General features: G+C 52.4%; 12 protein-coding genes. 7 read left to right on the top strand and 5 right to left on the bottom strand.

Annotated features, from left to right (window positions below; translation table 11 throughout):
- Positions 1-148: 148 nt before the first annotated feature.
- Both xylB and xylA read right to left on the bottom strand, forming a co-directional pair.
- A complete protein-coding gene (gene xylB / locus OGY06_RS16370; protein ID WP_003827367.1) occupies positions 149-1603 on the bottom strand; it encodes a xylulokinase in 1455 nt (484 codons plus the stop codon).
- Positions 1604-1674: 71 nt separating this feature from the next.
- Complete coding sequence (gene xylA, locus OGY06_RS16365) at positions 1675-2997, bottom strand: xylose isomerase (protein WP_048236992.1); 1323 nt, start codon at positions 2995-2997, stop codon at positions 1675-1677.
- Positions 2998-3358: 361 nt separating this feature from the next.
- On the opposite strand from xylA, the gene xylR reads away from it, so the two are divergent.
- Positions 3359-4537 (top strand): D-xylose utilization transcriptional activator XylR, encoded by a 1179-nt coding sequence (xylR, locus tag OGY06_RS16360; protein ID WP_003827365.1) that lies wholly within the window; start codon positions 3359-3361, stop codon positions 4535-4537.
- Positions 4538-4581: 44 nt separating this feature from the next.
- Here the strand turns inward: xylR and OGY06_RS16355 are convergent, their stop codons facing one another.
- Positions 4582-5406 carry a protein bax gene (locus OGY06_RS16355; RefSeq protein ID WP_003827364.1) on the bottom strand — a complete coding sequence of 275 codons (825 nt, stop codon included), beginning with the start codon at positions 5404-5406 and terminating at the stop codon, positions 4582-4584.
- Between the two features lie 316 nt (positions 5407-5722).
- On the opposite strand from OGY06_RS16355, the gene malS reads away from it, so the two are divergent.
- Entirely contained in the window at positions 5723-7753 is a 2031-nt protein-coding gene (gene malS, locus OGY06_RS16350; RefSeq protein WP_286586744.1) for an alpha-amylase, read from the top strand.
- A gap of 176 nt (positions 7754-7929) precedes the next feature.
- Positions 7930-9180, top strand: coding sequence for a valine--pyruvate transaminase (gene avtA, locus OGY06_RS16345; RefSeq protein ID WP_126956466.1), 1251 nt, complete (start codon positions 7930-7932; stop codon positions 9178-9180).
- 34 nt (positions 9181-9214) lie between these two features.
- On the opposite strand, the gene OGY06_RS16340 is transcribed toward avtA, so the two are convergent.
- Positions 9215-9688, bottom strand: coding sequence for a 4Fe-4S dicluster domain-containing protein (locus tag OGY06_RS16340; protein ID WP_008786443.1), 474 nt, complete (start codon positions 9686-9688; stop codon positions 9215-9217).
- Positions 9689-9805: 117 nt separating this feature from the next.
- Positions 9806-10621, bottom strand: coding sequence for an IclR family transcriptional regulator YiaJ (yiaJ, locus tag OGY06_RS16335; RefSeq protein ID WP_003827359.1), 816 nt, complete (start codon positions 10619-10621; stop codon positions 9806-9808).
- Between the two features lie 217 nt (positions 10622-10838).
- Here yiaJ and yiaK point away from each other — a divergent pair, with 217 nt between their 5' ends.
- The 4 genes from yiaK to OGY06_RS16315 are packed head-to-tail and all read left to right on the top strand — an operon-like array spanning position 10839 to position 14611.
- Positions 10839-11837: a 3-dehydro-L-gulonate 2-dehydrogenase gene (gene yiaK / locus OGY06_RS16330; protein ID WP_003827358.1), complete on the top strand. Its 999-nt coding sequence runs from the start codon at positions 10839-10841 to the stop codon at positions 11835-11837.
- An 11-nt stretch (positions 11838-11848) separates the two neighbouring features.
- A complete protein-coding gene (locus OGY06_RS16325) occupies positions 11849-12313 on the top strand; it encodes a YhcH/YjgK/YiaL family protein (protein ID WP_103014694.1) in 465 nt (154 codons plus the stop codon).
- Between the two features lie 14 nt (positions 12314-12327).
- Positions 12328-13260 (top strand): DUF4862 family protein, encoded by a 933-nt coding sequence (locus tag OGY06_RS16320; protein ID WP_164562374.1) that lies wholly within the window; start codon positions 12328-12330, stop codon positions 13258-13260.
- A gap of 31 nt (positions 13261-13291) precedes the next feature.
- Entirely contained in the window at positions 13292-14611 is a 1320-nt protein-coding gene (locus OGY06_RS16315) for an MFS transporter (RefSeq protein WP_003827355.1), read from the top strand.
- The last annotated feature ends 34 nt before the right edge of the window (positions 14612-14645 follow it).

Here is a 14645-nt window from a genome sequence, read left to right as displayed (position 1 = left end):
ATGGATACAATATGAATAACCCGCTAAAGACAACACAGAAAAAAGCGACTACACAGGACTTTCAGAATACATCCATACGTGTAATTTATTATTTTTGTGGATATATGCATGCGGCAAATTCCCCTCTGCTAGCCAGAGGGGAAAGTGGTCAGGACATCAGCGGTTGTAATTGCTGATAGATACGACGGAAGGTTTCTCGACGCTGTTGATAACGAGCATGACGCTCCGCGTCAGGATAATGCGCCTGCTCCAGCGTAAGCTGAGGCAGTAACTCTGATAACGACGTTTGCGGATTCATGGCAACTTGCGCCAGGCGCGCCGCGCCGAGTGCAGGGCCAACGTCACCGCCGGTACGGTAATCCAGCTGCAATCCGCTGATGTCAGATAGCATCTGACGCCAGTATTCGCTACGTGCCCCGCCGCCGATCAGCGTAATGCTGGCGGGCTGAATGCCACAGGCATGTACCACGTCCATACCGTCAGCCAGCGCAAAACCCACACCTTCCAGCACCGCCTGTGCCAGTTCTGCCGGACCATGCTGATGCGTCAGACCGAAAAATACGCCCTTGGCCTGCGGATTGTTATGCGGCGTACGCTCGCCGGACAAATAAGGTAAAAACCAGACCGGCTCCGCGTGTTCATCCGCCTGTTGCGCAGCGTCAATCAACGCAGGAACGCTCACCAGTCCGGTTAATTTTGCCGCCCAGTCCAGACACGATGCCGCACTTAACATTACAGACATCAGATGCCATCGCTCAGGCAAAGCATGGCAAAAACTGTGAACCGCACTTTCCGGTTTGCTTAGGAAACCATCACTCACCGCAAAATAGACGCCGGATGTCCCCAGCGAAAGCATCGCCTGACCGGCATTCATCATGCCTACGCCAACCGCGCCCGCCGCGTTATCACCGCCTCCGGCAACCACCGCAACCTCCTCCATTCCCCAGGCTTTGGCGACGTCTGGCAATAAGGTTCCGGTAATCTCGCTGCCTTCATAGAGCGCAGGCATATGTGCTCGAGTCAGTTTACAGGCAGCCAGCATGACATCGCTCCAGTCACGCTTCGCGACATCCAGCCACATTGTCCCTGCCGCATCAGACATATCGCTGGCAAAATCACCGGTCATGCGCAAACGCAGGTAATCTTTCGGCAGCAGGACTTTATCAATCTGGTTGAAAATCTCCGGCTCGTGGCGTTGCACCCATAGCAGTTTTGGCGCGGTAAAGCCAGGCATCATCAGGTTGCCAGTGATCGCTCGAGACTGCGGAACCTGATTCTCCAGCATCACGCACTCTTCAGCACAGCGACCGTCGTTCCATAAGATAGCCGGACGCAATACCTTCTGTTGTTCATCCAGTAGCGTCGCGCCGTGCATCTGCCCGGCAATCCCCAACGCTTTCACCTTGCGGAGTGAATGCTGCTGACCCAGTGCTTTTACCGCGCGATCCGTTGCCAGCCACCACTGCTCAGGGTCTTGTTCTGACCATAACGGATGCGGGCGCGAGACGGTGAGTTTCTCCGTTTGTGAAGCCACCACATCGCCCTGCTCATTGAGCAGAATGGCCTTTACGCCTGATGTGCCAAGATCTATCCCGATATACATAAGGCATCGTTCCTTAAAGAAAGGCCCGGTAGCGCTAGCTGACCGGGCTTACGGACGTTCTCAGAGACCCGTTATTTGTCGAACAAATAATGGTTTACCAGATTTTCCAGCAATTCCTGATGACCGCTCTGGTGCACTGGCGCCAGGTTGTGTTGTTCAGCGTACTGCGCAATTTCTGTCAGCGTCATCTGGCCTTTCAGAATTTGCTGGCCCAGCTCACCATTCCAACCGGCATAACGTTTAGCCACACGCTGATCCAGGCCACCGTCTTCAATCATACGGGCCGCAATTTTCAGCGACAGTGCCATGGTATCCATCGCGCCAATATGACCATAGAACAGATCGTATTTATCGGTGCTCTGACGACGTACTTTGGCATCAAAATTCAGGCCGCCGGTGGTGAAGCCACCCGCTTTCAGGATTTCGTACATCACCAAGGCATTCTCTTCTACGCTGTTCGGGAACTGGTCGGTATCCCAGCCCAGCTGTGCATCGCCGCGGTTGGCATCGACAGAGCCAAACAGACCCAGCGCGATAGCGGTGGCGATTTCGTGATGGAACGAATGGCCTGCAAGCGTAGCGTGGTTGGCTTCAATATTCAGTTTGATCTCTTTTTCCAGACCGAACTGCTTGAGGAATCCGTACACGGTCGCCGCATCGTAGTCGTACTGGTGCTTGGTCGGTTCCTGCGGTTTCGGCTCGATAAGCAAAGTGCCCTGGAAACCAATTTTGTGTTTGTGTTCCACGACTAATTGCATGAAACGACCAATCTGCTCACGCTCCTGACGCAGATCGGTATTCAGCAGCGTTTCATAACCTTCACGACCGCCCCACAGAACGTAGTTTTCACCACCTAACTTGTGCGTGGCATCCATGGCCGTAACCACCTGCGTGGCTGCCCAGCTGAACACTTCTGGATCTGGGTTTGTGGCCGCACCCGCACCGTAGCGTGGGTTAGTGAAGCAGTTTGCTGTACCCCACAGCAGCTTCACGCCGCTCTGTTCCTGTTTTGCCGCCAGCACATCAACCATCTGCGCAAAGTTGTTTTTGTACTCTTTCAAAGACGCACCTTCCGGCGAAACATCCACGTCATGGAAGCAGTAGTAAGGCACGTTCAGCTTGTGGAAAAACTCAAATGCCACATCCGCTTTGCGTTTCGCCAGCGCCAGAGCTTCACCAGGCTGCTGCCATGGACGATCGAAAGCGCCCATACCGAACATATCCGCCCCGTTCCAGCAGAAGGTATGCCAGTAGCAGGCAGCAAAACGCAGATGATCTTCCATGCGCTTGCCCAATACGATTTCGTCAGGGTTGTAATGGCGAAATGCGAGCGGGTTGGTGGATTGAGTGCCTTCAAAACGAACACGATCGAGTTGGTCAAAATAAGCCGGCATAATAAGCTCCATAATCAGGTAATACGGTAAGTAAACTGCGATGTAGCTATACTGGAATTTCCTGATTTATTGCTCAATTACGTTATTTCACACCGCTATTAAGAGAATACCCAAACGTGCGCTGGCTCCCAAAAAAACGCTCTGAAAAACGAAATAAAAAAGCGATCGCGATCGAAGGTTAGCCAATAAACAAAAAACCGTAATGCGCAGATAAAAAATGGCAATTGTCATCCCACTGGCAGTATGTGAATTTTGCGTAGCACCAGGCAAATAAGAAATTTGTCACGCTTCATCAAGCAGTCGTACCTGCGATTTTGCTAGTATCGACAGGCCCACGTTAACCTTTCCAGGACAGGTTCTTATGTTTGATAAACGTCACCGCATCACTCTGTTATTTAATGCCAATAAAGCCTATGACCGCCAGGTGGTAGAAGGAGTGGGTGAATATTTACAGGCATCGCAATCCGAGTGGGATATATTCATTGAGGAAGATTTCCGCGCCCGTATCGATAATATTAAAGACTGGTTAGGCGACGGCGTTATTGCTGATTATGACGATGATGACATTGCACAATTACTTGCCGATGTGGAGGTTCCCATTATCGGCGTTGGAGGCTCCTACCATCTGGAGCAAGATTATCCCCCAGTTCATTACATCGCCACCGATAACCACGCGTTGGTAGAAAGCGCTTTCCTGCATCTGAAAGAGAAAGGGGTTAACCGCTTTGCGTTTTATGGTCTGCCTTCTTCAAGCGGCAAACGCTGGGCCGCGGAACGTGAATATGCGTTTTGCCAGCTGGTTGCCAAAGAGAAGTACCGCGGCGTTGTCTATCAGGGGCTGGAAACCGCACCGGAAAACTGGCAGCACGCGCAAAATCGTCTGGCGGACTGGCTACAAACACTACCGCCGCAAACCGGTATTATCGCCGTTACCGACGCGCGGGCACGGCACGTCCTGCAAGTCTGCGAGCACCTGCATATTCCAGTACCGGAAAAGCTGTGTGTGATTGGGATCGACAACGAAGAACTGACCCGCTATCTGTCGCGGGTGGCGCTGTCATCCGTGGCCCAGGGAGCCAGGCAGATGGGGTATCAGGCCGCTAAACTCTTACATCGTTTACTGGCAAATGAAGAGCTGCCGCTGCAACGTACACTGGTTCCTCCGGTGCGCGTCATTGAACGCCGCTCAACCGACTACCGTTCATTAACCGATCCGGCGGTGATTCAGGCGATGCACTTTATCCGCAACCATGCCTGTAAAGGTATTAAGGTTGAACAAGTGCTGGATTCAGTGGGGATTTCTCGTTCGAATCTGGAGAAGCGTTTTAAAGAAGAGGTCGGAGAGACTATCCACGCCGTGATTCATGCCGAAAAGCTGGAAAAAGCGCGCAGCCTGTTGATTTCTACCACGCTTTCAATCAACGAAATTTCACAGATGTGCGGCTATCCGTCTCTGCAATACTTTTATTCGGTCTTTAAGAAAGAGTATGACACGACGCCCAAAGAGTATCGCGATGTGAACAGCGAAGTGTTGCTGTGAGGAATATTGCCGGATGCGGCGAAGCCGCCATCCGGCACACAGAATTACATATGCGCGGCGATTAAACGCTGGTTATCCTGATACATTGCGAACAAATAGTTGTTGTAGCTCTGTCCTTTAGTGGAATAACCCTTCAGCTTATGAATCATCGCGGTAGCGGTGACTTCCTGATCGGCTTTACGCAGCTGCGCACGTGACTTACGGAAAGAAGAGTAAGCCGGATGCGTGTTCAGGTTAATGACGTAGGCATTTACCGACTCTTTCACCGATTCAAACTGTGAGTAGCCTTTCACTTTACCCGGTGCATTGTTACAACGACCTTTGCCACATTTCATGCCAAACAGGTTGTTGTTGCTACGCGCCAGCTTCGACGTACCCCAGCCACTTTCAGCCGCAGCCATGGTTGCCACCATACTGGTCGGGATAATGTCTACGCGCTCAAGCAGCGTATTCCACGGAATTTTACGCGTGTTGCCAGACCAGTTCACCTTGTAGCGCTTCGCGATGTCTTTCATACGCGTACGCTCAGTCGGTGACCAGCGGTTCTGGTACTGTTTTGAAATCAGCCAGTTACGGTCTGCCGTAATGGCAGCATTTTGACTGGTAATATAAGGCATAACCGTCCGGAGAAACGCTTTTTTCCTTGGTGTTCCGGAAGGGTATTTTCGCAAATCAGGAAGTGAACTACTCTTTGCACTATTGCGAGAATACTCTTGTTTACTGCTTACCTGTGTATTACTTGTCTTGATTACCTGGGGCTTGTGACTCGTTGTCGCCGTGTGTGTCTTTGCCAGCACCTCACCCGAAAATGCAACGGTGAGTAACATAAGAATCATTGCCCCATATCGTCGAATGGGAGTCAATATCATTAGGTCTCCTGGTCGGATTTATACATTCCAACACCTTATATTTTTCACAAAAATGAGAGATGAATCTCAAATCATATCAAAAATAGCCGTCAAGAGCACCCAAAGGAATAGTCCAATTCTGAAACCATGTCACGCATTAACGGTTCAGGGTGCTATTAATTCGAAGAAAATGTGGAGGTTATCGCAAAATAAGTTCATTTTTTGCGCGCGATCGCTCACCCTCACTTCTCCTCCTGGCGGAATCGACTCAAAGGAGGAGTTTCCGGCCTGATTTCACTGGCAAACTGGCGAAAATCGCAGCACCAAGGACAGCATTATGAAACTTGCCGCCGTTGCGCTGGCGCTCATGCCCGGCATTGCCATCGCCTCATCATGGACTTCTCAGGGACTCCCCACCTTCGAAGCGGAAGGTACGGGTAAATTCGTCAGCCATGCAGCGTTGACGAAGGGTACTCGTCCTCTAATCCTGAATTTTGACCAACAGTGCTGGCAGCCTGCTGATGCAATAAAACTCAACCAGATGCTGTCGCTAAAACCGTGTGAAGGCGCCCCGCCGCAGTGGCGCTTATTCAAAGACGGCGATTACACGCTGGAAGTGGATACCCGCTCCGGAACGCCAACGTTGATGCTCTCGGTAAAAAGCGCCGCTGACCCTGTCACGACCCAGATTCGCCAGTGCCCGAAATGGGATGGTTCGCCGTTAACACTGGATGTGAGCCAGACCTTTCCGGAAGGTGCCGTGGTACGTGATTTCTACAGCCAGCAAACGGCAACGGTAAAAAATGGGTCGATTACCCTACAGCCTGCTGCAGCCAGTAACGGACTGTTGCTGCTGGAACGGGCGGAAACTGACGCCCCAGCCGCTTTCGACTGGCATAACGCTACGGTGTACTTCGTCCTGACGGATCGCTTTGTAAATGGTGACCCAAGCAACGACCACAGCTATGGGCGTCGCAACGACGGCATGCAGGAAATTGGCACTTTCCACGGGGGCGATTTGCGCGGTCTGGCCAGCAAACTCGACTATCTACAACAGTTAGGCATCAACGCCCTGTGGATCAGCGCGCCGTTTGAGCAAATCCACGGCTGGGTCGGCGGTGGCACCAAAGGTGATTTCCCCCATTATGCTTACCACGGCTATTACACTCAGGACTGGACCACGCTCGACGCGAATATGGGTAATGAAGCTGACCTGCGTGCGCTGGTTGACGGTGCGCACCAGCGCGGCATTCGCATCCTGTTCGATGTCGTCATGAACCATACCGGCTACGCCACGCTGGCGGATATGCAGGAGTATCAGTTTGGGACCCTGTACTTGTCGGGCGATGAACTGAAAAACACGCTCGGTGAACGCTGGACGGACTGGAAGCCAGCCGCCGGGCAAAGCTGGCACAGCTTTAATGATTACATCAACTTCAGCGATAAAGCAGGCTGGGAAAAATGGTGGGGGAAAAACTGGATCCGCACCGATATTGGCGATTACGACAATCCGGGTTTTGACGACCTGACCATGTCGCTGGCTTTCCTGCCCGATCTGAAAACCGAATCCACCACGCCTTCCGGGCTACCAAACTTTTATCAACACAAACCGGATACGCACGCTAAAGCTATTGCTGGTTACACGCCCCGCGATTATCTGACCCACTGGCTCAGCCAGTGGGTGCGTGATTACGGGATTGACGGGTTTCGGGTCGATACCGCCAAACACGTCGAACTTCCCGCCTGGCAGCAGTTAAAAACACAGGCCAGCGCGGCACTGGTTGAATGGAAGAAAGCGAACCCGGATAAAGCGCTTGATGACAAACCTTTCTGGATGACCGGCGAGGCCTGGGGTCACGGCGTGATGCAAAGCGACTATTACCGTCACGGCTTTGATGCGATGATCAATTTCGACTATCAGGAGCAGGCGGCAAAGGCCGTCGATTGTCTGGCGAGTATGGATCTCACCTGGCAACAGATGGCGGAAAAATTGCAAGATTTCAACGTTCTGAGCTATCTATCCTCGCACGATACGCGTCTGTTCCGCGAAGGTGGAGACAAAGCCGCCGAGCTATTGCTGCTGGCGCCAGGCGCGGTACAACTCTTTTACGGCGACGAGTCGGCCCGGCCCTTTGGACCAACAGGTTCAGACCCATTGCAGGGTACGCGCTCAGAAATGAACTGGCCGGATGTGACCGGGAAATCTGCCGCCAGCGTCGCTCACTGGCAACGCATCAGTCAGTTCCGGGCCAGACATCCCGCCATCGGTGCCGGTAAACAGACCACGCTGACATTGAAGCAGGGATACGGATTTATCCGCGAGCATGGCGACGATAAGGTGATGGTGGTGTGGGCCGGTCAGCCCTGATCCCAACAGGCTTCTCGCTGTGCATACAGCGGGAAGCTCAACACAAAATAAAAAACCAGCCAGGTAAACATCTGTAGCATAAAACATCAATCCAGCCCCTCCCCCCTGATTTGCACCCTGCCATAGGTAGCGCTATGGTTAGCCACTTTACTACTCAGTTCGACAGACCCCCTGCTATGACATTCTCACTTTTTGGCGACAAATTTACCCGCCATTCAGGCATCACCCGCCTGATGGAGGACCTCAACGACGGTTTACGCACCCCAGGCGCCATCATGCTCGGCGGTGGTAATCCGGCGCAAATTCCAGAGATGCAAAATTACTTCCAGTCTCTGCTGACAGATATGCTGGAAAACGGCAAAGCCACTGATGCGCTTTGCAATTATGACGGTCCGCAAGGGAAAACCGAGCTACTGTCTGAACTGGCGAAACTGCTACGTGAGAAGCAGGGTTGGGATATCGAGCCACAAAATATTGCACTGACAAATGGCAGTCAGAGCGCGTTTTTCTACTTATTCAATCTGTTCGCCGGACGCCGCGCTGACGGAACAACGCAAAAAGTGTTATTCCCGTTAGCGCCGGAATACATTGGCTATGCCGATTCCGGGCTGGAAGAAGATCTCTTCGTCTCTGCACGTCCGAACATTGAGCTGTTACCGGAAGGCCAGTTTAAGTATCACGTTGATTTTGAACACCTGCACATCGGTGAAGAGACGGGGATGATCTGCGTGTCGCGCCCCACTAACCCGACAGGCAACGTGATCACCGACGACGAGTTGATGAAGCTGGACCGGTTGGCCAACCAGCATGGGATCCCACTGGTGATTGATAACGCCTATGGGGTACCGTTCCCTGGCATCATTTTTAGCGAAGCACGCCCGCTGTGGAACCCCAACATTGTGTTGTGCATGAGCCTTTCCAAGCTGGGTCTGCCGGGTTCCCGCTGCGGTATCATTATCGCGAATGAAAAAATCATCACTGCGATTACCAATATGAACGGCATCATCAGCCTTGCACCTGGCGGGATGGGACCGGCGATGATGTGCGAGATGATTAAACGTAACGATCTGCTACGCCTGTCCGAAACGGTTATCAAGCCGTTTTACTATCAGCGCGTTCAGGAGACGATTGCGATTATTCGCCGCTACTTGTCTGAAGATCGTTGCCTTATCCATAAACCTGAAGGCGCGATTTTCCTGTGGCTATGGTTCAAAGATTTACCGATCACCACCGAACTGTTGTATCAGCGCCTGAAAGCGCGCGGCGTACTGATGGTTCCTGGTGACTACTTCTTCCCAGGTCTGGATAAACCCTGGCCGCATACCCATCAGTGCATGCGGATGAACTACGTACCAGAACCTGAGAAAATCGAAGCTGGCGTGAAGATTCTGGCTGAAGAGATCGAACGCGCCTGGCTGGAAGGCTAACGCAAACCCGACCCAGGTGTGGGTCGGGCTCACTTCACAGCGGCTGTGAACGCAGGCGCTGGCGCTGAATACTGACGGCATCAACACACTGCAACGCGCTGGTCGGGCAGGCTTCGACACACGCTGGTCCCGCCTCGCGATGCCAGCACAAATCGCATTTTATCGCCTGCACCCGCGACGAACGGGCAACGACATTCATTGCCCCAAACGGGCAGGCCAGCATACAGCTTTTACAACCAATACAACGTGCCTGTTCAACGAAGATATGCCCATGTTCACGACGAATGGCGTGAGTTGGACAAACATTCGCACAGGGAGCGTCTTCGCATTGATGGCAGGCGACCGCCGTGGTAAAGGCGTCGTCTTTGATTACCCGAATCCGCGGGATAAACGCAGAAGAAGAGACCGACGCACAGTCCTGGTTTTGCTGATGCGCGACGACACAGGCAACTTCACAGGTACGACATCCAATACATTTTGCCGCATCCGCCATAATAAACGCGTTCATTGCCCCCTCCTTCTGCGTGAAAACCACAGAGTGCCAGAGAGACCGCCCCTGACGCTTTGATCGGACAGGGGAAACGGTTAAATAGTGTCAGGTGCCTGAACGACGCCTGGCATGTGCCTAATCGCGAACGGTAAAACCCAGCTCATTTGAAATGGCCTGCGCGGTTTCCCGTAGCGGCTTGAGTAGATTTTTTTCCCCTATCTGCTTAAGTCGCGAGGTAGAGAGTGAAATTGACACTGCGTACGGCACCCGACCATGAATATCAAACACCGGCACGGCAATACAGGAAACGCCCAATTCGTTCTCTTCCCGATCCATCGCCATACTGCTTTCGCGGATCTGCGCCAATTCGTCGTACATCGCCGGTAAACCGGTAATGGTATTGCGGGTCAGCGGCTGAATAAGATCCTGATGGCTCTCCCAGTAAGATTTCACATAATCCGCATGCCCAAACGCCATGTAAATTTTACCCATCGCGGAGCAATACAGTGGCATATGTTGACCGATATAAGCGCGAGTACGCAGCATGCCCGTCGTCGGTTCCAGCTTATAAATCAGAATCGCGTGGTCATCTTCACGGCTGGAGAAGTTGATTGTTTCACCAGTAGCAATATTCAACGCTTCGAGGTGTGGAGCGGCAACATGGATGATATTCAGTGACGACAGCGCCTTCTGCCCAACGGCGATAAATTTGGTGGTCAGCCTATAGCTACCCGCAGCAGGTGCAGGCGTGACATATCCGCAGGACTGCAGCCCTTGCAGGAGTCGATGCACAGTACTTTTGTTCAGCCCGGCCAGTTCAGACAGATGGGCCAATGGGCACCCATTCGGATAGTTACTCAGAATCTCAATCAACATCAAACCACGGAACAGGCTCTGACTTCCGGCTGGCCTCTCTTTGTCTTGCGTCATTTCACTCTCTTTTGTGCCCATCGCTTCCGCTCCCCTTTTCGTCGCGCTCTGATGGTAGCGCAAAGTGTGTTTCAGTTCACGATCTGAACCGAAAAAACACAACCATTTGATTTTGATGATTTTAAAAAATAGACCACCCCGTTGATCTGTCAAAATTTGATCGCTATATTTGAAATCAGATTTCGCATAGTGAAATTTAGAGATAAAAAAGCGATCAAATTTAAACAAGGAAACAGGAATGAAAGTCACTTTTGAGCAGTTGAAAGATGCGTTCAATCGGGTACTGCTGGCACGCGGTATTGCCGTTGAAACCGCCGATGCCTGTGCCGAAATGTTTGCGCGCACTACCGAGTCCGGCGTTTATTCGCACGGTGTGAATCGTTTTCCTCGTTTTATTCAGCAATTGGATAACGGCGACATCATTCCTGAGGCCAAACCGCAACGCATTACCAGCCTGGGGGCGATTGAACAATGGGATGCTCAGCGTTCGATCGGCAATCTGACGGCGAAAAAGATGATGGACAGAGCCATTGAGCTGGCCTCCGATCACGGTATTGGCCTGGTCGCACTGCGTAACGCCAACCACTGGATGCGCGGTGGCAGCTATGGCTGGCAGGCGGCGGAGAAAGGTTACATCGGTATCTGCTGGACTAACTCGATTGCCGTCATGCCGCCGTGGGGTTCGAAAGAGTGCCGCATTGGCACTAACCCGCTGATCGTCGCGATCCCCTCATCGCCAATCACCATGGTTGATATGTCGATGTCCATGTTCTCCTACGGCATGTTGGAAGTGAATCGCCTGGCCGGTCGCGAACTGCCGGTAGATGGTGGCTTTGATGATGAAGGCAATCTCACCAAAGAGCCGGGCGTTATAGAAAAAAACCGTCGCATATTGCCAATGGGTTACTGGAAAGGTTCAGGTCTGTCGATTGTGCTGGATATGATTGCCACTCTGCTTTCTGATGGCTCTTCCGTTGCGGAAGTCACCCAGGATAACAGCGATGAATATGGCGTTTCACAGATATTTATCGCCATTGAAGTGGATAAGCTGATTGATGGCGCCACCCGTGATGCCAAGCTACAGCGGATTATGGATTTCATCACCACCGCCGAACGCGCAGATGAAAACACGCCTGTACGTCTGCCGGGCCACGAGTTTACAAAGCTACTGGAAGAAAATCGCCGGAACGGTATCACCGTTGACGACAGCGTCTGGGCAAAAATTCAGGCCCTGTAAGGAGCAACACCATGATCTTCGGACATATTGCTCAACCTAACCCATGCCATTTGCCTGCTGCGATTGAAAGGGCGCTCGACTTTCTGCGCACCACAGATTTTCGCAAACTGGAGCCGGGCGTGGTGGAGATCGACGGTAAAAATATCTTCGCGCAAATTATTGATTTAACCACGCGTGACGTTGCCGAAAATCGTCCTGAGGTGCATCGCCGCTATCTTGATATTCAGTTTCTGGCCTGGGGTGAAGAGAAAATCGGGATTGCCATTGATACCGGGAATAACCAAATCAGTGAATCGCTATTAGAACAGCGCGATATTATTTTTTATCACGCCAGCGAACATGAATCTTTTATTGAAATGATTCCGGGAAGTTACGCCATATTTTTCCCGCAGGATGTTCATCGTCCAGCATGTCATAAAACTGTCGCCACACCGATCCGCAAAATAGTCGTGAAGGTTGCTATTTCAGTTTTATAAAAGGAGCACAAAAAATGAAAGCTAACACTACCGGTTATATTATCGGTGCGTACCCCTGTGCACCCTCATTTCACCAAAAGAGTGAAGAGGAAGAGAAGGAATTCTGGCGACAACTCTCCGATACCCCGGATATTCGCGGACTGGAGCAGCCCTGTCTTGAACATCTGCACCCGTTAGGCGACGAATGGTTATTACGCCATACGCCGGGCGACTGGCAAATCGTGGTCACGGCCATTATGGAAACCATGCGCCGTCGCGGTATTAATGGTGGTTTCGGGCTGGCCTCCAGCGATGAAGAACAGCGTAAAGCCTGCGTGGCGTATTACCGTCATCTGCAGCAGAAAATCAACCATATCAATGCGGCCAACGGCGGAAAAGTGATTGCACTGGAGTTGCATGCTGCCCCGCTGGCGGGCAACCCGAACGTCGCTCAGGCCACCGACGCGTTTGCTCGTTCGCTGAAAGACATTACCCGCTGGGACTGGTCCTGTGATCTGGTGTTGGAACATTGCGATGCCATGACAGGCCCCGCGCCACGCAAAGGATTTTTACCGTTAGACAACGTGCTGGACGCGATAGCCGGATATGACATCAGCGTGTGCATTAACTGGGCGCGCTCGGCTATTGAAGGGCAGAGCCTCACTCTACCGCTGACCCACACGCAGCAGACCAAACGGGCTGGGAAACTGGGCGCACTGATGTTCTCCGGCACCACGCTTACGGGGGAATACGGCGAGTGGCAGGACTTACATGCACCGTTTGCCCCTTTCTGTCCAGAAGGTCTAATGACCACAGAGCATGCCCACGAATTATTCGCCTGCGCAGGAGCTGAGCCATTGCAATTTTCTGGCATTAAATTGCTGGAAATAAATGCCAGTGCAGATGTGAACCATCGTGTAGCGATATTGCGCGACGGTATCGCCGCATTAAATAAAGCAAAACTATAAAAATAAAATACTACTCTACGAGAATATTAATATGAACATGACCTCTCGCCCTACACTTCAAGACATACCCCGTCAGCGCTGGCTACGGATTATTCCACCTATTCTCATCGCCTGTATTATTTCTTATATGGACCGCGTCAATATCGCATTCGCGATGCCCGGCGGAATGGATGAGGAATTAGGTATTTCCGCCACCATGGCCGGTCTGGCCGGCGGTATTTTCTTTATCGGCTATCTGTTTTTGCAGGTTCCAGGCGGAAAAATTGCCGTTCACGGCAGCGGCAAGAAATTTATCGGCTGGTCCTTGGTTGCCTGGGCGGTCATTTCCGTTCTGACGGGCTTAATCACAAATCAGTATCAACTGCTGGTTTTGCGCTTCTTACTCGGCGTTGCCGAAGGCGGCATGCTGCCGGTCGTGCTGACGATGATCAGTAACTGGTTCCCCGATGCAGAACGCGGTCGCGCCAATGCGATTGTGATTATGTTTGTGCCGATTGCCGGGATCATCACCGCCCCGCTCTCGGGTTGGATCATTACCGTTCTCGACTGGCGTTGGCTGTTTATCATTGAAGGTTTATTGTCTGTCGTCGTCCTGGTGCTGTGGGCCTATACCGTTTACGACCGTCCACAGGAAGCGCGCTGGATCTCTGAGGCCGAGAAAAATTACCTCGTTGAGACGCTGGCCGCCGAGCAAAAAGCCATTGCCGGAACCGAAGTCAAAAATGCCTCTCTGAGTGCAGTGCTGTCCGATAAAACCATGTGGCAGCTAATCGCGCTGAACTTCTTCTATCAGACCGGGATTTACGGTTACACCCTGTGGCTGCCTACCATCCTCAAAGAGTTGACGCACAGCAGCATGGGACAGGTCGGCATGCTCGCCATTCTGCCATACGTCGGCGCAATTGCCGGGATGTTCCTGTTCTCTTCACTCTCTGACCGCACCGGTAAACGCAAGCTGTTCGTCTGCCTGCCGCTGATTGGCTTCGCCTTGTGCATGTTCCTCTCTGTGGCGCTGAAAAATAACGTCTGGCTGGCTTATGCCGCGCTGGTCGGCTGCGGATTCTTCCTGCAATCGGCTGCGGGCGTGTTTTGGACTATTCCGGCGCGTTTGTTCAGCGCAGAAATGGCAGGTGGCGCACGTGGGGTCATCAACGCTCTCGGCAACCTCGGTGGCTTCTGCGGCCCTTACGCGGTCGGCGTTCTCATCACCCTGTACAGCAAAGATGCGGGCGTTTACTGCCTGGCCATTTCACTGGCTCTGGCCGCGCTGATGGCGCTGCTGCTGCCAGCGAAATGCGATGCCGGCGCCGCGCCGCTAAAGACGCTGAATCCACATAAACGTACAGCTTAAAACAATGCCCGGTGGCGCTTCGCTTACCGGGCCT

Origin of the sequence: Citrobacter sp. Cpo147 (genome assembly GCF_030332405.1) — a bacterium.
Lineage (GTDB): Bacteria > Pseudomonadota > Gammaproteobacteria > Enterobacterales > Enterobacteriaceae > Citrobacter > Citrobacter portucalensis.
Note: the sequence above shows the minus strand (reverse complement) of the source record. Positions and strands in the feature narration are given on the sequence as shown.

Excerpts from the sequence above, each read along its gene's own strand:
- xylB (WP_003827367.1), bottom strand. The coding sequence starts at position 1,603 with ATGTATATCGGGATAGATCTTGGCACATCAGGCGTAAAGGCCATTCTG.
- xylA (WP_048236992.1), bottom strand. The coding sequence starts at position 2,997 with ATGCCGGCTTATTTTGACCAACTCGATCGTGTTCGTTTTGAAGGCACT.
- xylR (WP_003827365.1), top strand. The coding sequence starts at position 3,359 with ATGTTTGATAAACGTCACCGCATCACTCTGTTATTTAATGCCAATAAA.
- OGY06_RS16355 (WP_003827364.1), bottom strand. The coding sequence starts at position 5,406 with ATGATATTGACTCCCATTCGACGATATGGGGCAATGATTCTTATGTTA.
- malS (WP_286586744.1), top strand. The coding sequence starts at position 5,723 with ATGAAACTTGCCGCCGTTGCGCTGGCGCTCATGCCCGGCATTGCCATC.
- avtA (WP_126956466.1), top strand. The coding sequence starts at position 7,930 with ATGACATTCTCACTTTTTGGCGACAAATTTACCCGCCATTCAGGCATC.
- OGY06_RS16340 (WP_008786443.1), bottom strand. The coding sequence starts at position 9,688 with ATGAACGCGTTTATTATGGCGGATGCGGCAAAATGTATTGGATGTCGT.
- yiaJ (WP_003827359.1), bottom strand. The coding sequence starts at position 10,621 with ATGGGCACAAAAGAGAGTGAAATGACGCAAGACAAAGAGAGGCCAGCC.
- yiaK (WP_003827358.1), top strand. The coding sequence starts at position 10,839 with ATGAAAGTCACTTTTGAGCAGTTGAAAGATGCGTTCAATCGGGTACTG.
- OGY06_RS16325 (WP_103014694.1), top strand. The coding sequence starts at position 11,849 with ATGATCTTCGGACATATTGCTCAACCTAACCCATGCCATTTGCCTGCT.
- OGY06_RS16320 (WP_164562374.1), top strand. The coding sequence starts at position 12,328 with ATGAAAGCTAACACTACCGGTTATATTATCGGTGCGTACCCCTGTGCA.
- OGY06_RS16315 (WP_003827355.1), top strand. The coding sequence starts at position 13,292 with ATGAACATGACCTCTCGCCCTACACTTCAAGACATACCCCGTCAGCGC.